11 protein-coding genes are annotated in these 13,215 nt (G+C 45.3%); 9 read left to right on the forward strand and 2 right to left on the reverse strand.

Annotated elements, in window-relative coordinates; genetic code table 11:
- Positions 1-163: 163 nt before the first annotated feature.
- From M4S28_RS06565 to M4S28_RS06585, 5 genes are all read left to right on the forward strand, one after another.
- Positions 164-3,328: a DNA translocase FtsK 4TM domain-containing protein gene (locus M4S28_RS06565; RefSeq protein WP_249632541.1), complete on the forward strand. Its 3,165-nt coding sequence runs from the start codon at positions 164-166 to the stop codon at positions 3,326-3,328.
- 341 nt (positions 3,329-3,669) lie between these two features.
- Positions 3,670-4,266 carry an outer membrane lipoprotein periplasmic chaperone LolA gene (gene lolA, locus M4S28_RS06570; protein ID WP_004734556.1) on the forward strand — a complete coding sequence of 199 codons (597 nt, stop codon included), beginning with the start codon at positions 3,670-3,672 and terminating at the stop codon, positions 4,264-4,266.
- A 64-nt stretch (positions 4,267-4,330) separates the two neighbouring features.
- Positions 4,331-5,686 carry a replication-associated recombination protein A gene (locus M4S28_RS06575; RefSeq protein ID WP_241907509.1) on the forward strand — a complete coding sequence of 452 codons (1,356 nt, stop codon included), beginning with the start codon at positions 4,331-4,333 and terminating at the stop codon, positions 5,684-5,686.
- Between the two features lie 142 nt (positions 5,687-5,828).
- Complete coding sequence (gene serS, locus M4S28_RS06580) at positions 5,829-7,136, forward strand: serine--tRNA ligase (protein WP_249632542.1); 1,308 nt, start codon at positions 5,829-5,831, stop codon at positions 7,134-7,136.
- Positions 7,137-7,347: 211 nt separating this feature from the next.
- On the forward strand, positions 7,348-7,614 hold the full coding sequence (locus tag M4S28_RS06585; protein ID WP_004734553.1) for a DksA/TraR family C4-type zinc finger protein: 267 nt from the start codon (positions 7,348-7,350) through the stop codon (positions 7,612-7,614).
- A gap of 108 nt (positions 7,615-7,722) precedes the next feature.
- Here M4S28_RS06585 and bioA read toward each other — a convergent pair whose 3' ends face one another.
- Positions 7,723-9,000, reverse strand: coding sequence for an adenosylmethionine--8-amino-7-oxononanoate transaminase (gene bioA, locus M4S28_RS06590; protein ID WP_249632543.1), 1,278 nt, complete (start codon positions 8,998-9,000; stop codon positions 7,723-7,725).
- Between the two features lie 159 nt (positions 9,001-9,159).
- On the opposite strand from bioA, the gene bioB reads away from it, so the two are divergent.
- Genes bioB through bioD form a run of 4 tightly spaced genes read left to right on the forward strand, consistent with a single transcriptional unit; the run spans position 9,160 to position 12,894 of the window.
- Entirely contained in the window at positions 9,160-10,212 is a 1,053-nt protein-coding gene (bioB, locus tag M4S28_RS06595; protein WP_102456034.1) for a biotin synthase BioB, read from the forward strand.
- Entirely contained in the window at positions 10,199-11,410 is a 1,212-nt protein-coding gene (bioF, locus tag M4S28_RS06600; protein WP_249632544.1) for an 8-amino-7-oxononanoate synthase, read from the forward strand. Before bioB ends, bioF begins: the two co-directional genes overlap by 14 nt.
- Positions 11,411-12,214, forward strand: coding sequence for a malonyl-ACP O-methyltransferase BioC (gene bioC / locus M4S28_RS06605; protein ID WP_249632545.1), 804 nt, complete (start codon positions 11,411-11,413; stop codon positions 12,212-12,214). It abuts the gene before it with no gap.
- Entirely contained in the window at positions 12,211-12,894 is a 684-nt protein-coding gene (gene bioD / locus M4S28_RS06610; RefSeq protein WP_004734548.1) for a dethiobiotin synthase, read from the forward strand. Before bioC ends, bioD begins: the two co-directional genes overlap by 4 nt.
- Positions 12,895-13,008: 114 nt before the next feature.
- On the opposite strand, the gene M4S28_RS06615 is transcribed toward bioD, so the two are convergent.
- Complete coding sequence (locus tag M4S28_RS06615; RefSeq protein ID WP_017078977.1) at positions 13,009-13,176, reverse strand: hypothetical protein; 168 nt, start codon at positions 13,174-13,176, stop codon at positions 13,009-13,011.
- Positions 13,177-13,215 lie beyond the last annotated feature (39 nt).

A 13,215-nucleotide genomic window follows, 5' to 3' on the forward strand; every position in this document is an offset into this window, starting at 1 on the left:
TCACAATTGGTGAAATGAAAGAAAGCGGACATTTGTTCCGCTTTCTTGCTTTCTGGAATTGGGTTTTTCTGTTTGATATGGTTAAATCAACAGTAGTTTCATTGAAACGGGCGGCTTTAGTCGCTCGAGATGTTTTTATTCCGTTTAATTATTAAGTTGGTTTATGTTCAAGCAGAGCAGTAATAAAGTAGAAACAATCATTAAAACGAGTGAAGAGCCTCAGTCTCCTCGTTTGAATGGCTCTCAACGTTTAAAAGAGTGCAGTCTGATTCTGGGTGTTCTCTTCTCTATTCTACTTGCCGTAGCGTTATTAACTTTTAGTCCTGCAGACCCGTCGTGGTCGCAAACGGCTTGGGGTGGCGATATCCAAAATGCGGGTGGTTACGTTGGTGCATGGTTGGCAGATACGCTTTTCTTCGTATTTGGTTCACTGGCTTACCCGCTTCCTATATTAGTGACAGTTGCTGCGTGGGTGTTGTTCCGCAAACGCAATGAAGACGAGCAGATCGATTTCATGTTGTGGGGGTCTCGCTTACTTGGCCTTACTGTCCTTATTCTTACTAGCTGTGGTCTAGCCGAGATCAACTTCGATGATATTTGGTACTTTTCGTCAGGTGGCGTCGTGGGGGATGTACTAACAAGCCTTGCGCTTCCCACGTTAAATGTTCTCGGTAGTACGCTGGTTCTTCTTTTCTTATGGGGAGCTGGCTTGACGCTATTAACCGGAATTTCTTGGTTAAGTATTGTGGAATGGCTAGGCGAATGTGCCATTAAATTTTTTACATCTGCTGTTAATAAGGCTCGTGGCCAAGATCAAGAGCTACTTGAGCCTGAATTGAAAGAATCGACAGACAGAGATTCTCTAACAGAACGTCATCAAAAGCCGACTTTCCGTGATGTCCCTGCGTTAGAAGACAATCTTATCGAAGGTAAGGCTATAGAAGGGTATAAAGAAGCAGAACAAGATCAGCTCGACCCTACGATGAGCTTCTCTGCGACTAACGACTCTTCAGACACTGGCGTAAATGCGTTGGACAATAGTGCAACACAGAAGCGTCATTACAATATCCATATGCCAGTAGAGTCTCCAGCTAAGCCAGAGGCTCCTACTTATGAAGTACCGCAAGTTCAATCTGAAACTAAACCAGAGCAACCTATCTCTGTCGCTCCTATTTATCAAGCGCCAGAAGAGCCTTTAGAAGAAGGTATTGAGCGCTCGAAGCAGTTGAACGCGACTATTGAGCAGTTAGAAAACGCTGCTATGTATCAAGATGATCTTGCTGAGCAAGATCAGACTGATGCTCACGAATCTCAGGCTGCGTATCAACAATACATGCAGAACGACCAACCAGAATTTATCCCTACTGATATTGGCCTTGAAAGTGCTGAGTCAGCAGTCGATCGCACTCCAGAAGTTGAGAGCGAATTTGATACGGAAGATGTTCAACCTGAATCGTTATACGCTTCACCAATGGGTGAACCAGAAGAACCAAGCGAAGACGATTTCTCAGTACAAGCATCACCGTTTGATGTGGCTGAAGAACAAAGTTATGAACAGTCTACAACGTTCGAGTCTGTATCGACTGAAGAAGATAATGCAGAGCAACCTGAGTCTTTAGTTAATCAACAAAATAATTCAGAATTTGAGCAATCAAACGAACAAACTCAAGAGCCAACGGTTGATCTTCCATGGGAAGAGGTAATAGAAGAAGAGCCTCTGCACCAAGATCAAGATGTAGCGGCATTCCAAAACCTTGTCTCTGAAGCACAAGCGAACATGGCGGCGACACAAAACCCATTCTTGGTACAGAAAGATGTCAACTTGCCTAAACCTGCCGAACCATTGCCAACGCTTGAGTTGTTGTTCCACCCTGAAAAACGTGAAACCTTTATTGACCGCGATGCACTAGAGGCGATCGCTCGTCTTGTTGAATCGAAGCTAGCGGACTACAAGATCAAAGCTGATGTGGTTGATATTTTCCCTGGTCCTGTCATCACTCGATTCGAACTCGATCTGGCTCCGGGCGTCAAAGTAAGCCGTATTTCTGGCCTTTCTATGGACTTAGCTCGTTCGCTTTCTGCATTGGCAGTACGTGTCGTCGAGGTAATACCGGGTAAACCTTATGTTGGTTTAGAATTGCCGAACATGAGCCGTCAAACCGTATTCTTCTCTGATGTGGTGGGCAGCCCTCAGTTCCAAGAAGCGAAGTCACCAACGACCGTTGTTCTAGGGCAAGATATTGCTGGTGAAGCGGTTATTGCTGACCTATCGAAGATGCCACATGTTCTGGTTGCAGGTACAACCGGTTCTGGTAAGTCAGTCGGTGTAAACGTGATGATCTTGAGTATGCTTTACAAGGCATCACCAGAAGATGTTCGCTTCATCATGATCGACCCGAAAATGTTGGAATTATCTATCTATGAAGGTATTCCACATCTATTGTCTGAAGTTGTGACTGACATGAAAGATGCATCTAACGCCCTTCGTTGGTGTGTAGGTGAAATGGAACGTCGTTATAAACTGATGTCGGCTCTCGGTGTTCGTAACATTAAAGGCTACAACGACAAATTGAAGATGGCCGCGGAAGCGGGTCACCCAATTCATGACCCACTGTGGAAGCCGGGCGACAGCATGGACCCTGAAGCACCATTGTTGGAAAAACTGCCTTATATTGTGGTTGTCGTCGATGAATTCGCCGATTTAATCATGGTAGTCGGTAAGAAAGTTGAAGAACTGATTGCACGTTTGGCGCAGAAAGCGCGTGCGGCTGGTGTTCACTTGATCTTAGCAACTCAGCGTCCTTCGGTGGATGTTATTACTGGTCTTATTAAAGCAAACATCCCAACACGTGTTGCCTTTACGGTATCAACCAAAACGGATTCAAGAACTATTCTTGACCAAGGTGGTGCAGAATCATTATTGGGTATGGGTGATATGTTGTACTTACCACCGGGTTCAAGCCACACAACTCGTGTACACGGTGCGTTTGCATCTGATGATGATGTACACGCGGTAGTGAACAACTGGAAAGCACGCGGTAAGCCAAACTATATTGAAGAGATCACGAACGGCGACCAAACCCCGGAAACACTGTTACCGGGTGAGAAGATGGAAGGCGATGAAGAAGTCGATCCACTGTTTGATCAAGTGGTAGAACACGTTGTCCATTCACGTCGTGGTTCAGTTTCTGGCGTACAACGTCGATTCAAGATTGGCTATAACCGTGCGGCACGAATTGTTGAGCAGCTTGAAGCTCAAGGCATTGTGAGTGCTCCGGGCCATAACGGTAACCGTGAAGTCTTAGCGCCAGCGCCACCAAAAGATTAGTTCTACTAGGGCGTGTAGATCTTTCGAGCTGATTTTTGCAGCGAGTTGCTGGGTATTTATACAAGGCAGAGGCTTTGATGTGTAGCAAACCTACATGAGAAGCCGATAACGTAGTAGAAATGACCAGCAAACGCTGCCCGAAGGGTTCGGCTAAAAGCGTTTTACTCTTTGTTGAGGGAGATTTGCTTAGAATGACTAGGCTACTTCCCCCTCGCCGCGATTAAAACGCTTTTATCTCGAAAAAAATTCAACCACGAAAGGTCAACACGCCCTATGAACTTATACCCATTAAGTCGGTCAAATCGAAAATATGACCGACGTATGTTCTAACAGGATTATTGATGAAAAAAGTATTCGCACTTTTATTTATGAGCTTTTCAGTATTGGCTTCTCCGAAAGAAGAACTGAGTAGCCGCTTATCATTGAATGCAGGTTTTAGCGCCGACTTTAAACAAGTCGTGACTAGCCCTGATGGTGATGTTGTTATGGAAGGCGAGGGCACTGTTGAGATTGCACGCCCAAGCTTATTCCGTTGGGAAACGACTTTCCCTGATGAAAATGTGTTGGTATCTGATGGTCAAAGCTTGTGGTACTACAGCCCGTTCATTGAGCAGGTTAGTATTTACTGGCAAGAGCAAGCAACATCACAAACACCTTTTGTCTTGCTGACTCGTAATCAAGAAAGCGATTGGGACAACTACAATGTCGCGCAAACGGGTAACCAATTTACGCTAACACCGACAGCCGTGGATTCTAATCAGGGCGACTTCCAGATTAAGATCACTGAAAAGGGCATTGTTCAGGGCTTTAACGTGATTGAACAAGATGGTCAGAAAGGTGAGTTTACCTTTAGCAATGTTGACTTAGGTAAACCTGCAGCAGACCGCTTTACTTTTGTGGCACCGGAAGGTGTCGAGGTCGACGACCAAAGAAACTGATCTAATGAAGCAGATCATTTGGTAATACGTCGATAGGCACAGATGCCATCAACGAATCAAGAGATTGCAATTGAGTAATTACAGCTTAGATTTTGCAGGGGACGAAGATTTTCGTCCCCTTGCTGCTCGTATGAGACCTGAAACTGTCGAACAGTACATCGGTCAGCAGCATATATTAGGCCCAGGTAAACCACTTCGTAGAGCGTTGGAAGCGGGCCATATTCACTCGATGATTTTATGGGGGCCTCCTGGCACCGGTAAAACCACGCTGGCGGAAGTGGCAGCAAACTATGCGAATGCTGAAGTTGAGCGCGTATCAGCGGTAACCTCGGGTGTTAAAGACATTCGTATCGCGATTGAAAAAGCGCGTGAAAACAAACAAGCAGGGCGCAGAACGATCCTGTTTGTGGACGAAGTCCATCGCTTTAACAAAAGTCAGCAAGATGCCTTTTTGCCACACATTGAAGATGGCACCGTGACCTTTATTGGCGCGACCACAGAAAACCCATCCTTTGAACTGAACAACGCTTTGTTGTCACGTGCGCGTGTTTACAAGCTGACTTCGCTTAATACCGATGATATTTCTCTCGTCATTCGCCAAGCTATTGAAGATAAACAGCGCGGTCTGGGTGATGTGACGGCTGATTTTGCTGATAACGTCTTAGATCGCCTCGCTGAACTGGTCAACGGTGATGCACGTATGTCGCTCAACTATCTTGAGTTGCTGTATGACATGGCAGAAGACAACGACAAAGGCGAGAAAGCGATAACGTTACAGTTGCTGGCTGAGGTAGCAGGGGAGAAAGTCGCTCGCTTTGATAATAAGGGCGATATTTGGTACGACTTGATCTCCGCTGTTCACAAATCGATTCGCGGTTCAAACCCTGATGCGGCGTTGTATTGGTCAGCAAGAATGATTGCTGCGGGTTGTGATCCTTTGTATATCGTAAGACGTTTGCTGGCGATTGCTTCTGAAGATATTGGCAACGCTGACCCAAGAGCAATGCAGGTCGCAATGTCCGCTTGGGACTGCTTCACTCGAATTGGTCCTGCCGAAGGTGAGCGTGCTATTGCACAGGCGGTTGTTTATCTCGCGTGTGCACCAAAGAGTAACGCCGTTTACACCGCTTGGAAGCAAGCGTTAACGGATGCACACAATCTGCCTGAGTATGAAGTTCCTCATCATTTACGAAATGCACCTACAACTTTGATGAAGGACATGGGCTACGGGCAAGAATACCGTTATGCTCATGACGAACCTGGTGCCTACGCAGCTGGCGAAAAGTATTTGCCCCCTGAAATGGGAGAGAAGCAATACTATTTCCCAACAAAACGAGGCTTAGAGACTAAAATTGGCGAGAAGCTAGATTATCTGGCGGATTTGGACGCAAAAAGCCCACAAAAACGCTATGAAAAGTAGTCTTTTTTGGATATCGTTACCTAGTCATAAAAATTCAATTAAATCGTTTGAAATTGGTCGAAATAGCGCCAGTTTTAGGGGTTTAGCAGTGATTCAGTAGCAATCTACTGAATATTCAAATAACTAAAGCATAGGATTAGCAATGCTGGATTCTAAATTACTTCGAGCTGAGCTGGATGAAACAGCGGCAAAATTAGCACGTCGAGGCTTCACCCTTGATGTAGAGACAATTCGTGAACTTGAAGAAAAACGTAAGTCCCTTCAGATGAAAACTGAAGAGCTACAAGCGTTACGTAACTCTCGATCGAAGTCCATTGGTCAAGCGAAAGCAAAAGGCGACCATGAAGAAGCTGAGCGTATCCTTGCAGAAGTAGGCAACTTAGGCGAAGAACTAGACCAAGCTAAAGTAACATTGGCTGAGCTTCAATCTGAGCTAGAAACGATCACAATGTCGATTCCTAACCTACCTGACGCAGAAGTGCCAGATGGTAAAGATGAAGACGACAACGTAGAAGTTTCTCGTTGGGGTCAACCTAAGACTTACGACTTCGAAGTGAAAGATCACGTGGATCTTGGCGAAATGTCTGGCGGTCTTGATTTTGCTAGCGCAGTTAAAATTTCTGGTTCTCGTTTCATCGTGATGAAAGGCAAATTCGCACGTCTACACCGTGCTATTGCTCAGTTCATGCTGGACCTTCACACTGATGAACACGGCTACACTGAAATGTACGTACCGTACCTAGTGAACCACGATAGCCTATACGGTACTGGTCAACTTCCTAAGTTCGGCGAAGACTTGTTCCACACAAGCCCGCTAACTGAGCAAGTAAGTGATGTACCTCTTAAGACGCTATCGCTTATCCCTACTGCGGAAGTACCGGTAACGAACATGGTTCGTGACACGATTACTGATGAAGCTGAACTGCCACTTAAGATGACAGCTCACACTCCATGTTTCCGTTCTGAAGCGGGTTCTTACGGTCGTGACACTCGTGGTCTTATCCGTATGCACCAATTCGACAAAGTTGAATTAGTACAAATCACTAAGCCAGAAGACTCAATGGCAGCGCTTGAAGAGCTAACAGGTCACGCTGAGAAAGTACTTCAACTTCTAGAGCTTCCTTACCGTAAAGTGATTCTATGTACTGGTGACATGGGCTTCGGTTCTGCGAAAACTTACGACTTAGAAGTATGGGTTCCAGCACAAGAAACATACCGTGAAATTTCTTCTTGTTCAAACATGTGGGATTTCCAAGCGCGTCGTATGCAAGCTCGTTTCCGTCGTAAAGGCGAGAAGAAACCTGAACTTGTACACACACTTAACGGTTCTGGTCTTGCTGTTGGTCGTACTATGGTTGCTATTCTTGAGAACAACCAAGAAGCTGATGGCCGTATTGCTATCCCAACAGTACTTCAACCATACATGGGCGGCGTAACGCACATCGGTTAATCAGTAAAACTGTTATACGAAAACCCAGTCAATCGGCTGGGTTTTTTATTATCTGTTACACCGGAGAGCAGTAAGCCGAGGGCCAATTTCATTACTCATTTGTAATAGTGTTTCTCTAATTTTGGTTATTATTACATCACTAAAAAATGGTTATAATGCGCTCTTACCGCAGTAGGTACAAATTTTCTCATGCAAATACAGAGGAGGACTTATGGCCGTAGGATGGGCAGGTGACGATAGCGTCAGTCAGCAAATTCAAAATACCATTGATGATGAGATCTCTCGTGTAAGAGGGAACATTCAAAGTGGGGAAAGCTTGCATTATTGTGACGAGTGCGGTGATGAGATATCAGAAAAGAGACGGCTAGCAATTAAAGGCGTGCGTTTCTGTATTGGATGCCAGTCCATGTTTGAACACGTTGCGCATCGTCACTCATTGTTCAATCGGAGAGCAAGTAAAGACAGCCAACTTCGTTAGAAGGTGATGGTTCTACTGTCGATAATAATCATGATCAATCTACCTCTCCCTAACTTCAATATTGCTGATAGCAAATGAAAAAATAAGGAGAGGTAATAGCTTTGTCTTCTATTTAAAGCAGTGGCGATCTTTTAATGCGCAATTAATAGCGGAAACAAGTTTCTCGATGTGCTCAGGTTCGCTAATAAATGGAGGCATCATATAGATTAATTTGCCAAACGGGCGTATCCAAACACCTTGCTCTACAAAGTGCGCTTGGATGGTTTCCATATCGACAGGCGTGTGAGTTTCAACGACGCCAATAGCACCAAGCCAACGAACGTCTTTAACCAGTTGATGCTTGAGTAGAGGCGGTAGCAACTCAGAAAAGAGTTGTTCAATCTGTTGAGTCTGATTTTTCCAATGGCCTTGCTCGATGATGGATAAACTTGCTGCACCCACAGCACAAGCTAAAGGGTTACCCATAAAGGTTGGCCCGTGCATAAAGCAACCTGCTTCACCGCCACATACGGTGTCCGCGACTTCTTTGCTCGCAAGCGTCGCTGACAGTGTCATATAGCCGCCAGTTAAAGCCTTGCCTACGCATAAGATGTCCGGTCGAACATCGGCATGTTCACAAGCGAACAGTTTCCCAGTGCGGCCAAACCCGGTCGCAATCTCATCCAAGATAAGTAATACGTTGAATTCATCACACAGTAAGCGAACTTGTTTTAGGAACTCGGGGTGGTAGATGCGCATACCGCCAGCACCTTGAACTATTGGCTCCAAGATTACGGCGGCAACCTCTTCATGATGGGTTGTTAGCTTTGCTCGAAAGCTATTGATGTCACTTGAATTCCACTCATCCCAAAAGCCAGTCTTTGGTGAATCAGCAAAAATATGTTCAGGTAGGAAGCCTTTGTAAAGGCTATGCATCGAGTTATCCGGATCGGTAACTGACATCGCCGCGAAGGTATCGCCGTGGTAACCATCTCTTAGCGTTAGGAACTTTGAACGAGGTTGCCCTTTAGCGTGCCAGTACTGCAGTGCCATCTTAAGGCTAACTTCCACGGCCACTGAACCTGAATCAGCCAAGAATATGTGTTCTAGATTACTTGGCACTAGATTCAACAACTTTTTACACAAATCGATAGCGGGCTGGTGGGTGATACCACCAAACATAACGTGTGAAACCTTATCGATTTGGCTGTGAGCTGCAGCATTGAGCTCTGGATGATTGTAGCCGTGGATGGTTGACCACCAAGATGACATACCATCAATAATTCGCTTTCCGCCTTCTAATTCTAGGTAAACACCGTCTGCGTTGGTGACTGGGTAGCAGGTCAGAGGTGTTAACGTTGATGTGTAAGGATGCCAGATATGCTGGCGATCAAAGGCGAGATCCATAGTAACTTCCATTTTTTATGTGATTAAAAAATAACCAAATGTAAACTTTTGATATTATCAATGTGTTGACAGTCTAAAGCTTGTCGGTAGACTAGCCAAGCATAAATGCAATCTCTATTAATAGAGATGCAACATCAAATAATAAAAAAGGATCGACACGTGGAAGTTCGTCATGACTGGACAGTGGCTGAAGTAACAGCACTGCTTGAAAAACCGTTTATGGATTTAATGTTTGAAGCTCAAGTCGTTCATAGACGGTACCAAGAGCAAAACCACGTGCAAGTGAGTACGCTTTTATCGATAAAGACTGGTGCTTGTCCTGAAGATTGTAAGTACTGTCCTCAAAGTGCTCACTACCGAACGGATGTCGACAAAGAACGCTTAATGGAAGTAGAGCGTGTTTTGGATGCTGCGCTAAAAGCTAAGAATGCGGGCTCAACTCGCTTTTGTATGGGCGCTGCATGGAAAAACCCGAAAGAGCGCGATATGCCTCACCTTACCGACATGATTAAAGGTGTGAAAGGCATGGGCTTGGAAACCTGTATGACACTGGGCATGTTAACGCCCGATCAAGCGGGTGAGTTAGCGGATGCGGGTTTGGATTACTACAACCATAACCTTGATACGTCTCCTGAGTTTTACGGCAGCATCATTACTACTCGTACTTACCAAGATCGTTTAGATACCTTATCTCACGTGCGTGATGCCGGTATGAAGATCTGCTCTGGTGGTATTATTGGTATGGGTGAAAGCACCAATGACCGTGCCGGCTTACTTGTTGAACTTGCTAACCTTCCTGTACACCCTGAAAGTGTGCCAATCAACATGCTCGTAAAAGTGAAAGGCACACCGATGGAAAACGTCGACGATGTTGAGTCTTTCGATTTTATCAAACTGATTGCCATTGCTCGTATCATGATGCCAATGTCTGCGGTTCGTCTATCAGCGGGTCGTGAGAATATGAATGAACAGATGCAAGCGATGTGTTTCATGGCTGGCGCGAACTCTATCTTCTACGGTTGTAAGCTACTGACTACACCAAACCCAGATGAAGACACGGATATGCAGCTGTTTAAGAAGTTAGGTATCAACAGCCAACAAGTGGCTCAGAAGCCTGATGAAATTCAAGAAAACGAACTGTTAGATCAAGTGGTGGAGCGCGTTGCTGCTCGTCCAACGAAAGATGACATGTTCTACGATGCCACTGTTTAAATCTCGCATCAAAAGTGCCCTTGCTCATCGCCGTGAGCAAGGTTTAACTCGTCAACTTAAGGTACTCGAAAACAGCAATAGCCCTTTGCTTAATAGTGAAGGTTCTCGCTTCATTAACTTTTCGAGTAATGACTATTTAGGCTTGGCAAACGATCCTGAACTGGTCGATGCATGGCAAACCGGACTTTCCCAATATGGTGCTGGCAGTGCAGCATCGCCATTGGTCACGGGCTTTAGTCCTGCTCATCGAAATTTAGAGGCTCAGCTGTGTGAATGGCTTGGCTTTGAACGTGCCATTCTCTTTAGTTCTGGTTTCAGTGCTAATCAAGCCTTGTTGTTTTCTCTGCTCGAGAAAGACGATTCTCTACTGCAAGATAAGCTTAACCACGCCTCTTTGATGGAAGCGGGGATGCTTTCTCCTGCGACAATGAAACGTTTCAAGCACAACGATACGCAGCACCTCGAGTCTTTACTAAGTCGCTCTCCACAATCGTTAGTCGTGACTGAAGGTGTGTTCAGCATGGATGGCGACAAAGCGCCTCTTAGCCAGATATTTAACCTGACTAATCGATACGACAGTTGGTTGGCGGTTGATGATGCCCACGGTATTGGCGTATTAGGTGATAAAGGGGCTGGGAGCTGCAGTGCGGCACAAATCTCACCTGATATCTTGGTGGTGACTTTTGGTAAAGCATTTGGCCTTTCTGGTGCTGCGATTCTTTGTTCGTCAGAGGTGGGTGACTACTTAACTCAGTTTGCTCGTCATCATGTGTATTCGACAGCGATACCCCCTTCACAAGCGGTGGCTTTGTCTCATGCTTGTAAGATGATTCAGACGCAAGAGTGGCGTCGTGAGAAGTTGACAGAACTTGGCGCCCTATATGCTGAGCAGATGAGTGGCGTGAAAGGCTTTATTGATACTCAGACCCCAATCAAGCCGTTCGTTATTGGCGAAGCCCAAGCTGCATTATCTATTGCCGAAGAATTAAAGCGTAACCAAGTTTGGGTAACAGCGATAAGGCCACCAACCGTTCCGACAGGGACTGCTCGTTTACGAATTACGTTAACGGCCAATCACAGTCAGGAACAGATTCTTCAGTTAACTGACTCGTTGCTTCAAGCAATAGAGCGAAGCAACGATTCTGGAAGCAAACCAAGCATAGAATCAAGCGTTGAATTAAAGAAAGAGGCTCAGTAAATGTCACAAGAAGCAGTAGTGCATAATTACGTAGGCCAAGATAAGAGTGCGATTGCCGAAGCCTTCGGTAAAGCAGCAACAACGTATGATAAACACGCTGAGTTTCAGCGCGATGTCGGCCACCGACTACTGGATAAGCTACCGAGAGACCTCTCAGGTTTAAAGGTGCTTGATTTAGGTTGTGGCACTGGCTACTTCTCTGAGCAGATGCTGAAGCGTGGTGCTGAAGTGGTGTGTGCTGATCTTTCTGTTGGAATGTTAGAAAGGGCAGAGCAACGTTGTGGTGTATCGGTCTCTTTATATCAACAAGCCGACGCCGAGCAATTACCGTTTGAAGATGGGTGTTTTGACATCGTTTTTTCAAGCTTAGCGTTACAATGGTGTGATGATTTATCGTCACCTTTAAAGGAGATGAAGCGCGTTGTAGCGGCAGGTGGACGTGTGATTTTCTCAACTTTGCTTGATGGGTCACTGTTTGAGTTGGAAAAATCATGGTCCAAAATTGACGCACATCAACACGTTAACCATTTTATTACAATCAATCAGGTAAAAATTGCGTTAGCGCAATCTAGCTGTACTGCTCATCAACTAGACTTGCCCACCATCACCGTTTGGTACGACACTGCGTTTGAACTGATGCGCGACCTTAAAGGTATCGGCGCTAATCACGTAAGTGGTCGCTCACAAGGTTTAACAAGTCGCCGCATGTTGCAGCTTGTTGAACGGGAATATCGAGAGTTTAAAAACCATCAAGGTTTCTTACCAGCAACATATCAAGTTTGTTTAGGGGTTATTCAATTATGATTGATGCATTATTCATTGCAGGTACGGATACCGAAGTGGGAAAAACTGTGGTTTCAAAAGCGATTCTTCAAGCTTTGGCCGCACAGGATTTATCAACAATTGGTTATAAACCAGTTGCTGCAGGGTGTGAACAATACCCTGAAGGGTTACGTAACAGTGATGCATTGCACCTTCAAGAAGCTGCGACGCAAGATGTTGCTTACGAAGACGTTAACCCGTATGCATTGTTGCTACCATCATCACCTCATATCGCAGCTAAGCATGACGGTGTCGTGGTTGATGAAGCGGTATTATCAGCGAAGCTAGAAGAGCATAAGCAAAACTCTGACATCGTTTTAGTTGAAGGTGCTGGTGGTTGGCGTGTACCCGTTTCAGATGACGAATACTTATCTAGTTGGGTTAAGAAAGAGCAGCTTCCAGTTGTCCTAACTGTTGGTATTAAGCTGGGCTGTTTGAGCCACGCTCTGTTAACTGCTGAAGCGATTCGTGCAGATGGTCTAAACCTAGTAGGTTGGGTAGCGAACCGCATTAATCCAGGCACTGAACATTATGCTGATATTATTGCGATGCTTGAAGACAAGCTAGGTGCGCCGAAGTTAGGTGAAATCCCTTACGTACCAAGAGCAAAGTCTAAGAACATTGGTAAGTACATTGATGTGCAGCCTTTGCTTGCGCTTTAATTCTCACCTTGTGTACTAAATAAGAAAAGGGCTGCGATTGCAGCCCTTTTGCTATTTTAAGCCTTTGACCATAAGTTGATAAACAACCGGTCTTTTAATCCAGCAAGCTCGGGATTAATGTTCTTTTGTCAGTCCCATTAGTGCTTGCTGTGTTTCTGTGATTTTTGTCTGTGCCGTTTGTGGTGTTAGGATCCCAATCTGCTTTTTTGCTTCTTCTTCAGTAATCCCTAGGTGACAGCACAGTAAATCGATAGCCATTTGAGTGTTAGTACCTTCAACCATGATCCTTCCCTTTTTGTACATGGACTAGCCAATAAATCA

The sequence above is a fragment of the Vibrio sp. J383 genome (assembly GCF_023503985.1).
Lineage (GTDB): Bacteria > Pseudomonadota > Gammaproteobacteria > Enterobacterales > Vibrionaceae > Vibrio > Vibrio splendidus.

What these genes read in the sequence shown, in the direction of transcription:
- M4S28_RS06585 (WP_004734553.1), top strand. Translation starts at nt 7,348, where the DNA reads ATGGCCGTAGGATGGGCAGGTGACGATAGCGTCAGTCAGCAAATTCAA.
- bioD (WP_004734548.1), top strand. Translation starts at nt 12,211, where the DNA reads ATGATTGATGCATTATTCATTGCAGGTACGGATACCGAAGTGGGAAAA.
- bioA (WP_249632543.1), bottom strand. Translation starts at nt 9,000, where the DNA reads ATGGATCTCGCCTTTGATCGCCAGCATATCTGGCATCCTTACACATCA.
- M4S28_RS06565 (WP_249632541.1), top strand. Translation starts at nt 164, where the DNA reads ATGTTCAAGCAGAGCAGTAATAAAGTAGAAACAATCATTAAAACGAGT.
- M4S28_RS06615 (WP_017078977.1), bottom strand. Translation starts at nt 13,176, where the DNA reads ATGGTTGAAGGTACTAACACTCAAATGGCTATCGATTTACTGTGCTGT.
- bioC (WP_249632545.1), top strand. Translation starts at nt 11,411, where the DNA reads ATGTCACAAGAAGCAGTAGTGCATAATTACGTAGGCCAAGATAAGAGT.
- lolA (WP_004734556.1), top strand. Translation starts at nt 3,670, where the DNA reads ATGAAAAAAGTATTCGCACTTTTATTTATGAGCTTTTCAGTATTGGCT.
- serS (WP_249632542.1), top strand. Translation starts at nt 5,829, where the DNA reads ATGCTGGATTCTAAATTACTTCGAGCTGAGCTGGATGAAACAGCGGCA.
- bioF (WP_249632544.1), top strand. Translation starts at nt 10,199, where the DNA reads ATGCCACTGTTTAAATCTCGCATCAAAAGTGCCCTTGCTCATCGCCGT.